General features: G+C 43.9%; 11 protein-coding genes and 8 tRNA genes. 13 read left to right on the top strand and 6 right to left on the bottom strand.

Features of this window, described 5'->3' with window-relative positions; translation table 11 throughout:
- Window positions 1–102 precede the first annotated feature (102 nt).
- Complete coding sequence (locus tag ACYX4M_RS00550; protein WP_476081438.1) at window positions 103–1,005, top strand: histone deacetylase family protein; 903 nt, start codon at window positions 103–105, stop codon at window positions 1,003–1,005.
- Between the two features lie 99 nt (window positions 1,006–1,104).
- Here the strand turns inward: ACYX4M_RS00550 and ACYX4M_RS00545 are convergent, their stop codons facing one another.
- The 6 genes from ACYX4M_RS00545 to folD form a co-directional block, all read right to left on the bottom strand.
- Entirely contained in the window at window positions 1,105–2,112 is a 1,008-nt protein-coding gene (locus ACYX4M_RS00545) for a phospholipase A (RefSeq protein ID WP_476081437.1), read from the bottom strand.
- 26 nt (window positions 2,113–2,138) lie between these two features.
- A complete protein-coding gene (locus ACYX4M_RS00540) occupies window positions 2,139–2,987 on the bottom strand; it encodes an MBL fold metallo-hydrolase (RefSeq protein ID WP_476081436.1) in 849 nt (282 codons plus the stop codon).
- Window positions 2,988–3,025: 38 nt separating this feature from the next.
- Window positions 3,026–4,744, bottom strand: a complete 1,719-nt coding sequence (locus ACYX4M_RS00535) for a proline--tRNA ligase (protein WP_476081435.1) — start codon at window positions 4,742–4,744, stop codon at window positions 3,026–3,028.
- Window positions 4,745–4,937: 193 nt separating this feature from the next.
- Window positions 4,938–5,657 carry a tRNA (N6-threonylcarbamoyladenosine(37)-N6)-methyltransferase TrmO gene (gene tsaA, locus ACYX4M_RS00530; protein WP_476081434.1) on the bottom strand — a complete coding sequence of 240 codons (720 nt, stop codon included), beginning with the start codon at window positions 5,655–5,657 and terminating at the stop codon, window positions 4,938–4,940.
- Window positions 5,658–5,907: 250 nt separating this feature from the next.
- Window positions 5,908–6,486 carry a DUF1415 domain-containing protein gene (locus ACYX4M_RS00525; RefSeq protein ID WP_476081433.1) on the bottom strand — a complete coding sequence of 193 codons (579 nt, stop codon included), beginning with the start codon at window positions 6,484–6,486 and terminating at the stop codon, window positions 5,908–5,910.
- A 106-nt stretch (window positions 6,487–6,592) separates the two neighbouring features.
- On the bottom strand, window positions 6,593–7,447 hold the full coding sequence (gene folD, locus ACYX4M_RS00520) for a bifunctional methylenetetrahydrofolate dehydrogenase/methenyltetrahydrofolate cyclohydrolase FolD (protein ID WP_118493308.1): 855 nt from the start codon (window positions 7,445–7,447) through the stop codon (window positions 6,593–6,595).
- Between the two features lie 514 nt (window positions 7,448–7,961).
- On the opposite strand from folD, the gene ACYX4M_RS00515 reads away from it, so the two are divergent.
- The 12 genes from ACYX4M_RS00515 (at window position 7,962) to lon (ending at window position 15,402) form a co-directional block, all read left to right on the top strand.
- Window positions 7,962–8,038, top strand: a tRNA-Pro gene (locus tag ACYX4M_RS00515).
- Between the two features lie 24 nt (window positions 8,039–8,062).
- Window positions 8,063–8,139: transfer RNA gene (locus ACYX4M_RS00510), tRNA-Arg, on the top strand.
- Window positions 8,140–8,225: 86 nt separating this feature from the next.
- Window positions 8,226–8,301: transfer RNA gene (locus tag ACYX4M_RS00505), tRNA-His, on the top strand.
- A gap of 6 nt (window positions 8,302–8,307) precedes the next feature.
- Window positions 8,308–8,392, top strand: a tRNA-Leu gene (locus ACYX4M_RS00500).
- Window positions 8,393–8,434: 42 nt separating this feature from the next.
- A tRNA-Pro gene (locus ACYX4M_RS00495) sits at window positions 8,435–8,511 on the top strand.
- Between the two features lie 167 nt (window positions 8,512–8,678).
- A tRNA-His gene (locus ACYX4M_RS00490) sits at window positions 8,679–8,754 on the top strand.
- 6 nt (window positions 8,755–8,760) lie between these two features.
- Window positions 8,761–8,845: transfer RNA gene (locus ACYX4M_RS00485), tRNA-Leu, on the top strand.
- Window positions 8,846–8,887: 42 nt separating this feature from the next.
- Window positions 8,888–8,964, top strand: a tRNA-Pro gene (locus ACYX4M_RS00480).
- A 360-nt stretch (window positions 8,965–9,324) separates the two neighbouring features.
- Window positions 9,325–10,629 carry a trigger factor gene (gene tig, locus ACYX4M_RS00475; RefSeq protein ID WP_476081432.1) on the top strand — a complete coding sequence of 435 codons (1,305 nt, stop codon included), beginning with the start codon at window positions 9,325–9,327 and terminating at the stop codon, window positions 10,627–10,629.
- A 98-nt stretch (window positions 10,630–10,727) separates the two neighbouring features.
- Window positions 10,728–11,357 carry an ATP-dependent Clp endopeptidase proteolytic subunit ClpP gene (gene clpP / locus ACYX4M_RS00470; protein ID WP_118493312.1) on the top strand — a complete coding sequence of 210 codons (630 nt, stop codon included), beginning with the start codon at window positions 10,728–10,730 and terminating at the stop codon, window positions 11,355–11,357.
- 75 nt (window positions 11,358–11,432) lie between these two features.
- Complete coding sequence (clpX, locus tag ACYX4M_RS00465) at window positions 11,433–12,707, top strand: ATP-dependent protease ATP-binding subunit ClpX (RefSeq protein ID WP_118493314.1); 1,275 nt, start codon at window positions 11,433–11,435, stop codon at window positions 12,705–12,707.
- 343 nt (window positions 12,708–13,050) lie between these two features.
- Window positions 13,051–15,402: an endopeptidase La gene (gene lon, locus ACYX4M_RS00460; protein WP_476081431.1), complete on the top strand. Its 2,352-nt coding sequence runs from the start codon at window positions 13,051–13,053 to the stop codon at window positions 15,400–15,402.
- Window positions 15,403–15,483 lie beyond the last annotated feature (81 nt).

Below are 15,483 nucleotides of genomic sequence, written 5' to 3'. Positions count from 1 at the left end.
GGTATAACGTGAAACATGAATAAAGGAGTGCATAAACAAGTCGCGCTCCTTTTCTTTTTGCTGATACCGATTTTATGCTCCCATAAACTAGTACAGATAATAATGACACCACCACTCGTATTTCACCCTATTTATAGCCAATTAGATCTTCCCGAGCGACACCGCTTTCCTATCGAAAAATATGTGGGTATTCGAGATGAACTTGTAAAACGCGGTGTCGATAAAGCGCGCTTTATTACTCCGTCACCTGTCGATTTATCCTTTCTTACGACCTATTACAACTCGGACTATGTCGATGCGCTCACTTCCGGCGCACTAGACAAAAAAGCCATGCGCCGTATAGGCTTTCCTTGGTCACAGCAATTAATTGAACGTACCCGAACCGCCGTTGCAGGCACGTGCTTAACAGCAAACCTAGCGTTAGAGCATGGCAAAGCCTTGAATTTAACCGGGGGGTATCATCACGCGTTCGCGGACTTTGGTTCTGGCTTTTGTCTATTTAACGATTTGTACTTAGCGGCAAAAACCATGCAGCAAAATCCAACCATTGATAATGTACTCATTATCGATTTAGATGTGCACCAAGGAGACGGCACAGCCAAGCTCGCTGAAGATGATCGCGATATCTTCACCTTATCAATTCATGGCGAAAAAAACTTTCCATACAGAAAGCAGCATTCGGATATTGATATAGGGCTTGCTAAGGGAACGGAAGACGACGAGTATTTAAGCACGCTTGAAGAAGCGCTTACGTTGGCTAATAGGCAGTTTCAACCGGATGCCATTATCTATGACGCAGGTGTGGATGTTCATGTGAACGACGATTTAGGGCATTTGCATATATCCACTCAAGGTGTTTATGAAAGGGACAAGACAGTATTTGCTTTAGCTGACCGTTTAGGTGTGCCAATTGCGGCGGTCATTGGTGGAGGATATCAGAGGGATATTGCTGCGCTGGTAGATGTGCATATTCAGCTTTATCGCGCTGCGGGTGTAATTGACTAGATGAAACAAGTTGCTATCGAACAATAGCAAGCGCGCTCAAACGGTTGATATAAACGAATCGTTGATGGCGCGCTTTGTAATTAAGCGTACTTATCTGTTTTACAAAAAGTGCAGCTGAAAACCAATACCAATGCGTTCCTGAGAGCGGTTATAGTCGATAAGAGAGTCGCCATAGCCATTGAAGTACTGGAGCAGTAACTCATATCGGTCAGATATAGGGTAGGTAAAATCTAGCTGAATGCTGCCTCTGTTTTCGTCAAAATCCAAGTTATTTCTCAGCAGTGCAAGCACCTTGAAAGCCCCAATTTTCCTACCGTAACCCAATTCCATTCTGCCATAGTAATCTTGAATGTCCGGGTTATCATCTCCTGTAGGATCAAGCGGATCCGTCTTTTCGTCTTCAGGAATACGATACCAAGTTTTAAGGTAGTATATATCGTCGTTGTCGCTAAACACTATTGATGCAAAAAGGCGGTTCCAACTACGAGAGCGCAGACCACTTTGACCGTTCGACATGTGATTGAAGCCGAACTGGAAGGTATTAAATTTGTAACCAAGTACCGAATAGTCAGCGGTTTCTTGCCAGAAAACTTCTGGCTCGTAATTGGTTTCACGGAAGGGCTTCGACGCCTCACTATTATAAAGCTGCCAAAAAGAGGTGACCGTAAAGCCAAAGTACAAGCCGTCAAATCCAGTATCTTCCAAGTACAGCGGTAGCTTAGCGCTCACTTGAAACTTAGCTTCTTTATTATCTACATTTTCTTCTGTTAACTCTTCATTACCAAAGGTGTTTGGGTTAGAAACGTAAGTAATAGGAAGTAAATAGTTTTGTCTGTGCTGTGTAATAGCAAAAACGTTATCCAGTGCTTCTTTATCGCCCTCCAGGCGTTCATCTAGCGCACTTTCTGTAGTTGTGTCACGCTTAATGATATCTATAACCTCAATACCGCTTTCTTCTTGCGGCCGCTGCTCATCTGCCTTATTAACAACGCTTTCCTGTTCGCTGTTCTCAATAGGCGACGTTTGTTCGCTTGCCGCTTCTTGAGCGCATACCGACGTGCAGGCAGCAAACGCTGCCAATATTATAAAAGGCTTTAACACAGACACCTTAAATTCTCCGTTACAAGGGGTTGTTATATTTTATTGAAGTCCAATGTTTGGCCTTCTGAGGAAGCAAATACGTGTAAATTAGACTCTGCCACTGTGACATATTCATTACAATGTTTTACAACGTCATCTATATCGTTGTCGGTGCGTTCTGGATCATGACTATATAAAGCTAATTGCTTAACATGACTTGCCATGGCTAGTTTGACCGCTTCTTCAGCAACGGAATGGCCCCAACCGTTTTTGGCGGGCATGTCAGATAACATGTACTGTGCGTCGTGAATGAGCAAGTCTGCATTATTAGCGAACTTAGCAAAATCTAGAAAATCTGTTTCTTTTTTATAAGGAGGGTAGAGCTCGTTATCGGTGATATAAGCAATTTTGGCACCGTCGGCCTCAATACAGTAGGCGCTTCCGCTGCCTGGGTGATTCATGGCCAAGCGAGTAATAGTCGCACTTCCGATGGTAAATGCATTTTCTGTTGCAGAATATTCAATAAGGCTTATGGAAGACTTTAACGCGCTTTTCGGTACGGGAAATAATGACCCTTCCATTTGTTTTAAAATTTGATCTGGTTCATTGAGCTGGGTAAGGCCTGGGTAAATGTTTATTTCCCGTGACTCTTGGTAAATAGGCGCGAAAAAGGGAAAGCCTTGAATGTGATCCCAATGGTTATGACTTAATAAAAGATGGATTGGCGTTGTTTTCTTAACTAAGTGATCGCCAAGCAAACGGATACCTGTGCCTGAGTCGAGGATGATATCAGTACCATCCTCGAGCTCAATGTGAACGCATGCGGTGTTGCCACCATAACGAACGTAAGCTGCCCCCGGAGTGGGTATTGACCCTCTTACGCCATAAAATGTTAACCGCATACGCCCTCATCTACTTATCTAATGGGCAAGTTCAGGTGTTAGAGTGCGGCTACAAAATCTTTTGCTGCGCTGAGATCTAATAACTGTTTCTCGCCAGTACGTCTATTTTTATATTCAACCTGTTGATTATCCAGATTTCTTTCACCAATGACAATGCTGTGAGGTATGCCAATTAACTCCATGTCATTGAACATAACACCCGGGCGTTCTTTTCTGTCGTCAAATAGTACTTCTACGCCCAGTGCAATAAGGCCTTCGTAAAGCGCTTCTGCAGCTTCTTTAATGCGGTGAGACTTGTGCATATTCATAGGTATTAATGCAATTTTAAACGGTGCAATAGGATCTGGCCACTTTATGCCAAATTTATCGTGATTTTGCTCGATAGCTGCAGCAACAATGCGTGATACACCAATGCCGTAACACCCCATAGTAAGCGTTTGATGCTTACCTGATTCACTGAGCACACCGCAATTCATAGCTTCTGAATATTTGCTGCCAAGTTGGAAGATATGACCCACTTCGATACCGCGCTTGATATCAAGTGTGCCTTTACCGTCAGGAGCCGCATCGCCAGCGACGACATTGCGAATATCTACCCTAGAAATATCATCAGACCAATTTACGTTGATATTCATTTTACCGCCAGCGCCAGCGCCTGTTGTAAAATCTGCTAGGGCTGCAGCACTCGCATCCACGTTAGCTGGGATTGGAAGGTTAGTTGCGTCTGCAAAATAGGGTACTACACCAAGCACTTCTTTCGCTTTGTCGAATGACGCTTCAACCAGCGGTGTAGCAACACCTTCAATTTTCTCTGCCTTAACATCGTTAAGTTCGTGATCTGCACGCAGTACCAGCGCGACCCAATTGTCTTCTTGTACTTCTTCGCCTTTGTCATTTGTTGCGTTTGCTGCTTTTACTACTACAACTTTGACTGCATTTGTTATATCGGCGTCGATACTTTTGAGTATTTTTTCGAAATCTTTTCCTTTCGCATCTTTCGTTTCTACCGAAGCACCGCTTGCTTGGGCTTTTTCTGGCGCCACAGCGGCGGCCATTTCAACGTTAGCCGCATAGTCGCTGCCTGATGAGAATGCAATGGCGTCTTCACCAGAGTCAGCTAGCACATGAAACTCATGAGAATGATTTCCACCGATTGAGCCTGAATCGGCTATTACTGCTCTGAAGTCTAGGCCCATACGCGAAAAGATGTTGCAGTAAGCGTTATACATTTTCTGGTAGGTTTTTTCCAAACAGCTTTCTTCTAAGTGAAAGCTATATGCATCTTTCATGGTAAATTCACGACCGCGCATAATACCAAAACGAGGACGAACTTCGTCGCGGAATTTAGTCTGGATTTGATAAAGGTTCAGTGGAAGTTGCTTGTAGCTACTAATTTCATTGCGTACAAGAGCCGTAACCACCTCTTCGTGAGTTGGGCCTAATACAAAGTCGCGCTGGTGGCGGTCTTTAACGCGAAGCAGTTCCGGGCCGTATTCTTCCCAGCGCCCTGACTCTTCCCATAGGTCAGCAGGTTGAACAACGGGCATAAGCACTTCAATTGCGCCTGCTTTGTTCATTTCTTCACGAACAATATTGGCTACTTTATTAAGTACACGAAGACCTGACGGCAGCCACGTGTAAAGACCTGAGGCAAGCTTTCTTATCATACCAGCTCTCAGCATAAGCTGGTGGCTGATAACCTCTGCATCAGCAGGTGTTTCTTTCTGCGTGGCAAGCAAATATTGACTAGTGCGCATGTAAAGCAGGTATCCTGTTTTCAATGTATTTATGACTGTTGGTATGCTGGCCTTTTGCAATAAGTTATACGCATTATGCAATTTACGAAATTATTGCTAAATGCGTTAACAAGAGAGTGGCCATCACACGTTTGGCGGTATTCTAATTAACTGTGAGCCATTTCGCCACAGACTGTTGACACTAAAAGTGCAATTATCCTAAATGAACGAGCTCAGTGACCCAAACGACATTATTTTTCACTTTAAAACCTACATCAATATCGTACAGGGTAACGCGATAGGTTTTCTCGTCGTTATCCAGTTTTTGTTTATACGCTGGGCGTGGGTCTTGCGCCAGTACTGCTGTAACTAAAGCGGTAAAGTCGCTGTACTTTTTGTCTATTTCAGAAAGCCTTGGCTTGAGCGTATCTAAGAACGCTACGTGGCGTTGGGGAATGGGGCTGATTTCGTCAAGCTTATCGCTCGCGTTTGGAACACTATCTGCGTAACCAATATAAGGTTTAATATCGACAAGTGGCGTACCGTCTACTAAATCCACGCCTTCTACAAGTAAATGCGTTTTGCCGTTATCGTGCACTAGCCCTTTATTTTTCACAACAGACATGCCAATGCTGTTCGGTCGATGAGTGCTGCGAGTCGCTAATACACCCATAGTGGCATTGCCGCCAAGCCGAGGCGCCTTTACTGTATTTTTCCAACCGCGCTCAATATTCTGATGAAAGATAAAAAGCAGCCACAGATGACTATAACTTTCTATCCCCTTTAGCATATGGATATCGTTAAACCCTTCTTCAAACGCAATTACCCCATGAGCTTTTGCTAAGTTAGGTTGCCTCGGGATGGCAAACTTTTGTTTGAAAGGCGTAGCGATAGTTGCGATTGTCGATACAGTAAATGAAGTTGGGGGAGTCACGGGTCTGCTTTAACCTAATTGAAAATAATTTTTGCTGTCATATTACTCTCATACTTAACAGGTAATGTAACAGTGCAAGTGAAAACTTGAACCAAATACAGCATTTTTTCGGTTCACGAATGGGATGTTTATTTGGGTTCCCTGGATTAATCCAACTTTTTGGGCCTGAACAGTTATTGCACTAGGACTTTTTCTAGCACCAGTTTACAAAACTTGTGTGCATAGCAGAGCAAATTAAAACACTTGTGTTTTACTGCACAGGCTTATCTTTTTTCATTGTTTCCAATACGTTCTTAAAATAAGGGCAGCCTAGTGCCCGCGCCTTATCGATGTTATGACTGAATATCTTTTCCGCATCCTCTTCTTTTTTCATATAGCGAGTAATGTCTGCTTCGCGAATTAAATGTAAAAGCGGGTAGGGTGAACGGTTCGTGTAGTTTTCAGCATCGTTAGAGTCGCTACCGTCAAACACATAGTCAGGGTGAAAGCTCGCGAGTTGATAGGTACCGCTGTACCCCCAGTCATGCAGCATATTATTGCCAATAGCTAGCACATCAAGATACTCATCAAAATCATCAAGGGTTGGATGTGCCAGTGCGATAAGCGTGGTGGCGGTGCTTTCATTCTCTTCCAAGTGGCGAAGTTCATCGTACAAAGATTGAATAATGTCCCCTGCATCCCCCGCTATTACTTTACAACGAATTTGATTTGGTGTTCTTACATAGCGCGCAAAGGGGCAGAAATTGTGTTTTATCACAATATCATCAACCCACTTAAGCGTTGCATCAATTACGTGTTGTTCGCTCAACGGAGATATTGGTTCTGCCATAAAGAAGTTATTCAATTTAGTTCTGTATTTAAAGAGAGAGGGGAGTATAAAGCAAAAAGGCAGAAATTTAATTTCTGCCTTTAAAATTTGAGTGAATCTTTGTGCTTTAGGAATGAAACTTAACGTACGCCTCAAGCGTGTTTTCTATCAAACTTGCAACTGTCATAGGACCAACACCCCCAGGTACAGGAGTTATCCAGCCTGCACGCTCTTTGGCTTTTTCAAAATCAACATCGCCTATTAACGAGCCATCATTAAGACGATTAATGCCTACATCAATTACAATCGCACCAGGCTTAACCCAGTCGCCTGGTATAAAGTTAGGTTTGCCGACAGCTACAACAAGTAAGTCTGCACGCTGGACATGGCTTTTAAGGTCTTGGGTAAACTTATGACAAGTGGTAACAGTGCAGCCTGCTAACAATAATTCAAGACTCATTGGGCGGCCCACAATATTCGACGCGCCAACAATAACGGCGTCTAACCCCTTAACAGGGCGTTTAGTAGACTCGATCATGGTCATGATGCCCTTAGGAGTGCAGGGCCGTAAAGCGGGAATGCGTTGAGCAAGGCGACCAATGTTATAGGGGTGGAAGCCATCAACATCTTTATGAGGGTGAATACGCTCTAGCACTTTCTCTGCGTTGAGACCGGCAGGCAGTGGAAGTTGAACCAAAATGCCGTCTATCTCTTTATCTTCGTTTAGCTCGTCCACTAAGTTAAGTAAGGTTTCTTCCGTAGTGTCGGAAGGAAGGTCGAAAGAGCGAGAAACGAAACCAACTTCTTCACAGGCTTTACGCTTATTTGAAACATAAACTTGAGAAGCGGCATCACTGCCTACAAGAACAACGGCAAGGCCAGGTTGTCTTTTACCTGCTTGGGTAAGTGATTCAACATAGGATGTTACGTGTTGGCGAACTTGTTTGGCAATTAATTTGCCGTCAATAAGATGGGCGGTCATAGTCTTGTACGATTCTTATATGGTTGGGTGGTCAACAAGTGCCCTTTATTGTTTCATAAAACAGGGGGAATACTCTAGCAATTATTAGATAGTAGTTATTGGCCGTAACCGAATTTATATAAGTTGGACTTAACCGTATAGCTCGTGTAACTGAGTAACCGTTCAACACAAAAGTTATAACGAGAGACCAACAACTTCAAAAATTGTCTTCGTGATAGTAAGCAAAGCCCTTTTCTTAACGCTTAGTTGTCCGGGCCATCTTGCACGATTAACTTTTCCATATCAGTAATATTGCAAACCCGTTCGCGGGCTGCTGGGCTCTACTAGCTGCTGGGCTCTACTAACTATAAGTAGCGAAATATAAGCAAGATTGTACAAAAAAACATGATAATGAGTGCTTTGTGAGCGGTTAGTGATTTTATTTAAAAAAGTGTTTGACGAGGTGGGGGGATGTCAGTAATATTCGCACCCCGTAACGGCACAGAGGCTTATGCATCTTGGTCGATACGGCAGTCGGTGAGTGGCGCAGCTTGGTAGCGCACTTGTTTTGGGTACAAGGGGTCGCAGGTTCAAATCCTGTCTCACCGACCACTTTTTGCAGCGAAGATTCGCCAAGCGCCCGTAGCTCAGCTGGATAGAGCAACGGCCTTCTAAGCCGTGGGTCGCAGGTTCGAATCCTGCCGGGCGCGCCATGCGAGTCAGGTAGGTCCTGATAGCAAGGCTGAATTTTTGTATCTACACTGCTAGTATAAAGCATGTAGACTGCAACACACCTATGGTGGGCGTAGCTCAGTTGGTAGAGCCCCGGATTGTGATTCCGGTTGTCGTGGGTTCAAGTCCCATCGTCCACCCCACTTTTAGCGGAAGTGGTGGAATTGGTAGACACGCTGGATTTAGGTTCCAGTGCTTCACGGCGTGAGAGTTCAAGTCTCTCCTTCCGCACCATATTTTCAAGCTTTTTTAAAAGCTTAAATTAAGCATTCCTGTCGGTGAGTGGCGCAGCTTGGTAGCGCACTTGTTTTGGGTACAAGGGGTCGCAGGTTCAAATCCTGTCTCACCGACCATTTATGCTTATTTGACTTAGCAACAACCCGCAGCTCAGCGAATAAATCAAAGAGTGTTAAAGGTTGAAGTCAAATCAGACTATCGAGCAGCAAAGTAAGATCCTGACAGTTCGATAGAGGTTTATGTGTTTATCAGTTCGCACGTAAACAATCACAGGATTACTGTGGTGGGCGTAGCTCAGTTGGTAGAGCCCCGGATTGTGATTCCGGTTGTCGTGGGTTCAAGTCCCATCGTCCACCCCACTTCTAGCGGAAGTGGTGGAATTGGTAGACACGCTGGATTTAGGTTCCAGTGCTTCACGGCGTGAGAGTTCAAGTCTCTCCTTCCGCACCATATTTCTAAGCTTTTTTAAAGCTATGATTTATACATTTTTATCGGTGAGTGGCGCAGCTTGGTAGCGCACTTGTTTTGGGTACAAGGGGTCGCAGGTTCAAATCCTGTCTCACCGACCATTATCTCTTATTCTCTGTTTTTCTATCTTCCCTCAATAGCGTCTCAAACCGCTAGTTAAAGTCGTTTTTCAATCTATTTTTCTTACTAGTTTCGCAATTTGTTTAAAATGCGTTCAATTGGTTGTTACAAACTTGTGTTTCCCTCTCGACTCTTGTGGTGTGCGGCTGTATACTACCGCGTCTTTTTTTAACCAGTACGTTTGTTTCAGGTTGGCTTTGTGGCACGATTTTGTGTCCTAACTTTGATTTTATAAACGTCGAATAACGACCTTCTACCCCGGAGTGATATGCAATTAATGCATGACGGGAGAGGGGATTGAGAACAAAACGCCTGTAGAGGCGTATAGTTGAGGTAACATAATGCAAGTTTCAGTCGAGACGACCCAGGGTTTAGAACGCCGTCTTACTATCACCGTTCCATCTGACACGGTTGATTCAGCAGTTAAGTCACGCCTACAGCAGTTGGCAAAAACACAACGCATCAACGGCTTCCGTCCAGGTAAAGTTCCTGTAAGCGTAATCAAAAAGCGTTTCGGCCAGGCAGTTCGCCAAGAAGTTGCTGGCGATGTTATGCAGCAAAACTTCTACCAAGCAGTCATTCAAGAGAAAATTCAGCCTGCTGGTATGCCAAAGTTTGAACTGACCAAAGACGAAGACGGTCAGGACCTAGAATTTGTCGCATCTTTCGAAGTTTACCCAGAAGTAGAAGTGAAAGGTGTTAGCGATATCGAAATCGAAAAGCCAGTAGTAGAAATTACTGACAAAGATCTTGATAACATGATGGAAACGCTTCAAAAGCAGCACGCATCTTGGAAAGAAGTTAAGCGTAAAGCGAAGAAAGACGACAAAGTTATCATCGACTTTGTTGGCTCTATCGACGGTGAAGAGTTCGAAGGCGGAAAAGCAGAAGATTTCGCGCTAGAGCTTGGCAAAGATCGCATGATCCCAGGTTTCGAGAAGCCACTAGTTGGTGCGAAAGCGGGTGAAGAAGTAACCATCGAAGTTACTTTCCCAGAAGATTACCACGCTGAAAACCTAAAAGGTAAAGACGCAGTTTTCCAAGCGACAGTTAAGAAAGTAGAAGGTCTAGACCTTCCAAAAGTTGACGAAGAGTTTGCTAAGCTATTCGGTGTTGAAGAAGGCGGTGTTGACGCACTTAAAGCTGAAGTTCGTAAGAACATGCAGCGTGAGCTAGACCAAACGCTAAAAGCGCAAGTTAAAGAAGACGTTATTGCTAAGCTAGTTGAAGCTAACGAGATTGATATTCCTCAAGCGCTTATCGATCAAGAAGTGAATGCACTTCGCGAGCAAGCTAAACAACGTTTCAGCCAACAAGGCGGTGGTCAGAACCTTCCAGACCTACCAGCTGAATTGTTTACTGACAACGCTAAGCGTCGCGTATCTATTGGTCTACTTCTAGGTGAAGTAATCAAAGAAAACGAACTAAAAGCAGACGAAGCTAAAGTTAACGAGATGATCGAAACTGCAGCTTCTGCGTATGAAGATCCGCAGGAAGTTGTTGACTACTACAACAACAATCAAGAGCTTATGCAGCAAATGCAAAACGTTGCGCTAGAAGAACAAGCTATCGAGTGGGTTCTTGAGCAAGCAAAAGTTACTGAAGTAACTAAAGCTTTTGACGAGGTTATGAACAAACAGGCGTAATTTTTTACTGTCTGATTGACAATACTTGTCAGCAACTGCTTAAATGCTCGGAGCCTTCCGAGCATTTTTGTTTTTAACGCTAGATAATCAAGGTAGCTATGACTAATACCCCGTTTGACCCAATGAATGCACTTGTTCCTATGGTTGTTGAGCAAACCTCAAAAGGTGAGCGCTCATACGACATTTATTCTCGTCTCTTAAAAGAAAACGTAATTTTCTTAGTAGGGCAAGTTGAAGATCACATGGCCAACCTCATCGTTGCTCAAATGTTGTTCTTAGAAGCTGAAAATCCAGAGAAAGATATTTTCCTATACATCAACTCGCCGGGCGGCTCTGTGACTGCTGGTATGGCAATCTACGACACAATGAGATTCATTAAGCCGGACGTGAGCACAGTGTGTATGGGCCAAGCTGCAAGCATGGGCGCATTTCTACTATCTGCAGGAGCAAAAGGTAAGCGTTATTGTCTACCTAACTCGCGCGTAATGATTCACCAACCGCTTGGTGGCTTCCAAGGTCAGGCATCTGATTTTGAAATACATGCGAAAGAAATTCTGTCTATTAAAGAGAAGTTGAATCGCCTAATGGCAGACCATACCGGTCAAGACTATGAAAAAGTCGCGCGCGACACAGACAGAGATAACTTTTTAAGTGCAACCGAGGCAAAAGATTACGGCCTAGTTGACCAAGTTTTAGCAAATCGATCTGACGTAGCCGGAACTAAGTAGTATAGTTATAGATGACCCGAGCCAGTGCATAGCACGAATTTGGTTTTCGGCTCGGGTAAGGCAGAGGCAAAAGTAATGAGTGATAAGCAAAGCGGTGACGGTGATAACAAGCTACTGTACTGTTCGTTTTGTGGCAAAAGCCAACACGAAGTAAGAAAGTTAATAGCAGGCCCGTCGGTTTTTATTTGCGACGAGTGTGTTGAGTTATGTAACGATATCATTCGCGAAGAAATTAAGGAAATCGCGCCTAAGCAAAAGCAGGACGCTTTACCTAAACCAACAGAAATTCATGCGCATCTTGATGATTATGTTATCGGTCAAGAACATGCGAAGAAGGTGTTGTCAGTAGCGGTTTATAACCACTATAAGCGTTTGCGCAATGGCGATGTTCACGAAGGCGTAGAACTTGGAAAAAGTAACATTCTGTTAATTGGCCCTACCGGTAGTGGTAAAACACTATTAGCAGAAACACTTGCACGTTTACTTGACGTGCCATTCACAATGGCTGACGCAACCACGCTGACGGAAGCGGGCTACGTGGGTGAAGATGTTGAGAATATTATTCAAAAACTACTTCAGAAGTGTGATTACGACGTTGAGAAAGCGCAGCGCGGTATTGTTTATATTGACGAAATCGACAAAATCTCTCGTAAGTCTGACAATCCATCAATTACTCGCGATGTCTCGGGTGAAGGTGTTCAGCAGGCGCTTCTTAAGCTGATTGAAGGCACAGTTGCGTCGGTTCCTCCGCAAGGTGGGCGTAAGCATCCTCAGCAAGAGTTTTTGCAAGTTGATACTTCAAAAATACTGTTTATCTGTGGTGGTGCGTTTGCGGGCCTTGATAAGGTTATCGAGCAGCGTGCTCAGAAAGACACAGGTATTGGGTTTGGTGCTACGGTTAAGTCTAAAGACAACAGTAAGCAAATTAGCGAACTGTTCAAACAGGTTGAGCCTGAAGATTTAGTGAAATACGGGTTAATTCCAGAATTCATCGGTCGTCTTCCTGTAGTTACCAGCCTAGAAGAGTTGAACGAAGAGGCGCTAATTCAAATTTTACGTGAACCTAAGAATGCAATCACCAAACAGTATGGTGCGTTGTTCTCTATGGAAGACGTTGAACTTGAGTTCCGTGACGATGCACTCAACGCTATTGCTAAAAAGGCAATGGATCGCAAGACCGGTGCTCGAGGCCTTCGTTCAATTGTTGAAGCTGTTTTGCTTGATACAATGTATGACCTTCCTTCAATGGAAGATGTTAGCAAAGTGGTTATCGATGAAACGGTAATTCGCGGTGAATCAAAGCCCATTTTGATTTACGACAGTAATGAAAAAAAGGCCGCATCTGAATAGATGTTAGCTTGATTCAAAAAAGGTCCTGCGGGACCTTTTTTTGTTTCTAAAGGTTGATAATTGGTCGTAAGTAACCTTGTGATAACTGACAGCAACTGATGAGGTAATATCGAAGGTGGTTGATATTTAAGCGAACAAGAGCAGTAAAGCTATCCTTTCTACTAGATTTTTTAGTTTTGTGTTGCCATTCGGTGCAAAATCGATAATGGTTATATTAAGGTCGACTGGCCCTAGAGCAGGGAAGGTAAGGTTAAGGAATTAACACACTTTAATAAGTTTCGATTGAACTTTGCTCTTGCATCCCCATATAAAAATGACATTTCAAAACTAATTGAGAACAAGTATGACAGTTGAGCGTGAAAATCGCATTGAAATTCCTGTGCTTGCCTTGCGGGACGTGGTTGTTTACCCGCATATGGTCATACCCCTATTTGTTGGGCGTGAGAAATCAATCCGTTGCCTTGAAGCGGCAATGGATAATGACAAACAAATTTTTCTAGTAGCACAAAAAGACGCGGGCGTTGATGAGCCTGAAGCAGATGACATTTACACTGTAGGTACCATTGCTACTATCCTACAGCTTTTAAAGCTTCCTGACGGTACTGTAAAGGTACTTGTAGAGGGTAGCGTACGTGGTGCAATCGAAAGCTATAAACAATCAGAGCCTTTCTTTGTCGCTAACGTTGATAAGTTAGAAGATGAAGGCATTGATGAGAGTGAGCAAGAAGTCTTGATTCGCTCTGCAGTCTCACAGTTTGAAGGTTATGTGAAACTGAATAAGAAAATCCCGCCAGAAGTACTGACTTCACTTAATGGGATTGAAGATGCGGCGCGTCTAGCAGATACCATGGCTGCGCACATGCCTCTAAAGCTTACTGAAAAGCAAAAAGTGCTAGAAATGCAGGGTGTTAATGAGCGCCTTGAGTATTTGATGGCACTGATGGAAGGCGAAATTGATTTGCTGCAGGTGGAAAAGAAAATTCGCACCCGCGTTAAAAAGCAAATGGAAAAAAGCCAGCGCGAATATTATTTGAATGAGCAAATGAAAGCCATTCAAAAAGAATTGGGTGAGTTAGACGATGCGCCCGATGAGTTCGAGGCACTATCTAAAAAGATTGCCGACGCGAAAATGCCGAAAGAGGCAGAAGATAAGGCGAAAGCTGAACTTCAAAAGTTAAAAATGATGTCACCGATGTCAGCAGAAGCGACTGTTCTTCGAAGCTACATTGATTGGCTTACTAGTGTTCCTTGGAATAAGCGCTCGCCGGTGAAGAAAGATCTTTCACGGGCTGAAGATGTGCTTAACGAAGACCATTACGGCCTAGAAAAGGTAAAAGAACGTATTCTTGAATACCTAGCGGTTCAACAGCGTGTTAAAAAGCTTAAAGGCCCAATTCTATGTCTTGTGGGGCCTCCAGGTGTAGGTAAAACCTCGCTTGGCCAGTCTGTCGCTAAAGCGACGGGACGTAAATATGTCCGTATGGCCTTGGGCGGCGTGCGAGACGAGGCCGAGATACGTGGTCACCGTCGTACCTACATAGGCTCACTGCCGGGTAAACTCGTTCAAAAAATGGCGAAAGTCGGGGTTAAAAACCCACTATTCTTGCTTGATGAAATCGATAAGATGTCATCAGACATGCGAGGAGACCCTGCGTCAGCCCTTCTTGAAGTGCTAGACCCAGAGCAGAACAACAGCTTTAGCGACCATTATTTAGAAGTGGATTACGATCTATCTGACGTTATGTTCGTCGCAACCTCTAACAGCATGAATATCCCTGGTCCGTTGCTTGACCGTATGGAAGTAATTCGACTATCAGGTTATACCGAAGACGAAAAGCTTAACATTGCGAAGAACCATTTAATTGGTAAGCAAATGGAGCGCAACGGCCTTAAAGCGAAAGAGCTTGAGATTACAGATTCTGCTGTCATCGGCATGATTCGTTACTACACGCGCGAAGCGGGTGTTAGAAGCTTAGAGCGTGAAGTGTCTAAGGTATGCCGTAAAGCGGTTAAAGATATCTTACTTACGAAAAGCAAAGATAAGGTGGTTGTTACTCAAGATAATCTTAAAGACTATCTTGGTGTTCAGCGCTTTGACTACGGCAAAGCCGACAAAGACAACCAAATCGGTCAAGTTACCGGTTTAGCTTGGACTCAAGTTGGTGGCGACCTACTGACCATTGAAACCACATCGGTTCCAGGTAAAGGAAAAATGACTTCTACAGGCTCTTTGGGCGATGTCATGCAGGAGTCAATTAAGGCAGCGATGACTGTGGTAAGAAGTCGCGCTGAAAAGCTTCGCATTAATGACGACTTTTATGAAAAGCGTGATATTCATGTGCACGTTCCTGAAGGTGCAACACCAAAAGATGGCCCAAGCGCGGGTATTGCAATGTGTACCGCTTTAGTATCTTCACTAACAGGTAACCCTGTGAAGTGTGATGTTGCCATGACGGGTGAAATTACTCTTCGCGGTGAAGTACTTGCTATTGGTGGTCTAAAAGAAAAGTTACTTGCAGCACACCGTGGTGGCATCAAAACCGTGGTTATTCCGAAAGATAACGAGCGAGATTTGGAAGAAATTCCAGACAATGTGAAGAAAGATTTATCCATTCACCCGGTTAAATGGATTGATGATGTTCTTGATATTGCGCTTCAGGAACCCGTTGAAAGCTTCGAAGTGGCTAAAAAGTAACTGATGTGATTGGCTGTAGACCTTTGTTTTTAAGGGCTTGCAGCCTTGTTTTTTCTATAAAACTGCAATAATTGACTAAAT

It is taken from the genome of Alteromonas sp. ABV4_150 (genome assembly GCF_056311745.1).
The sequence above is the reverse complement of the archived record's forward strand: the minus strand, read 5'-3'. Positions and strand labels throughout refer to the sequence as shown.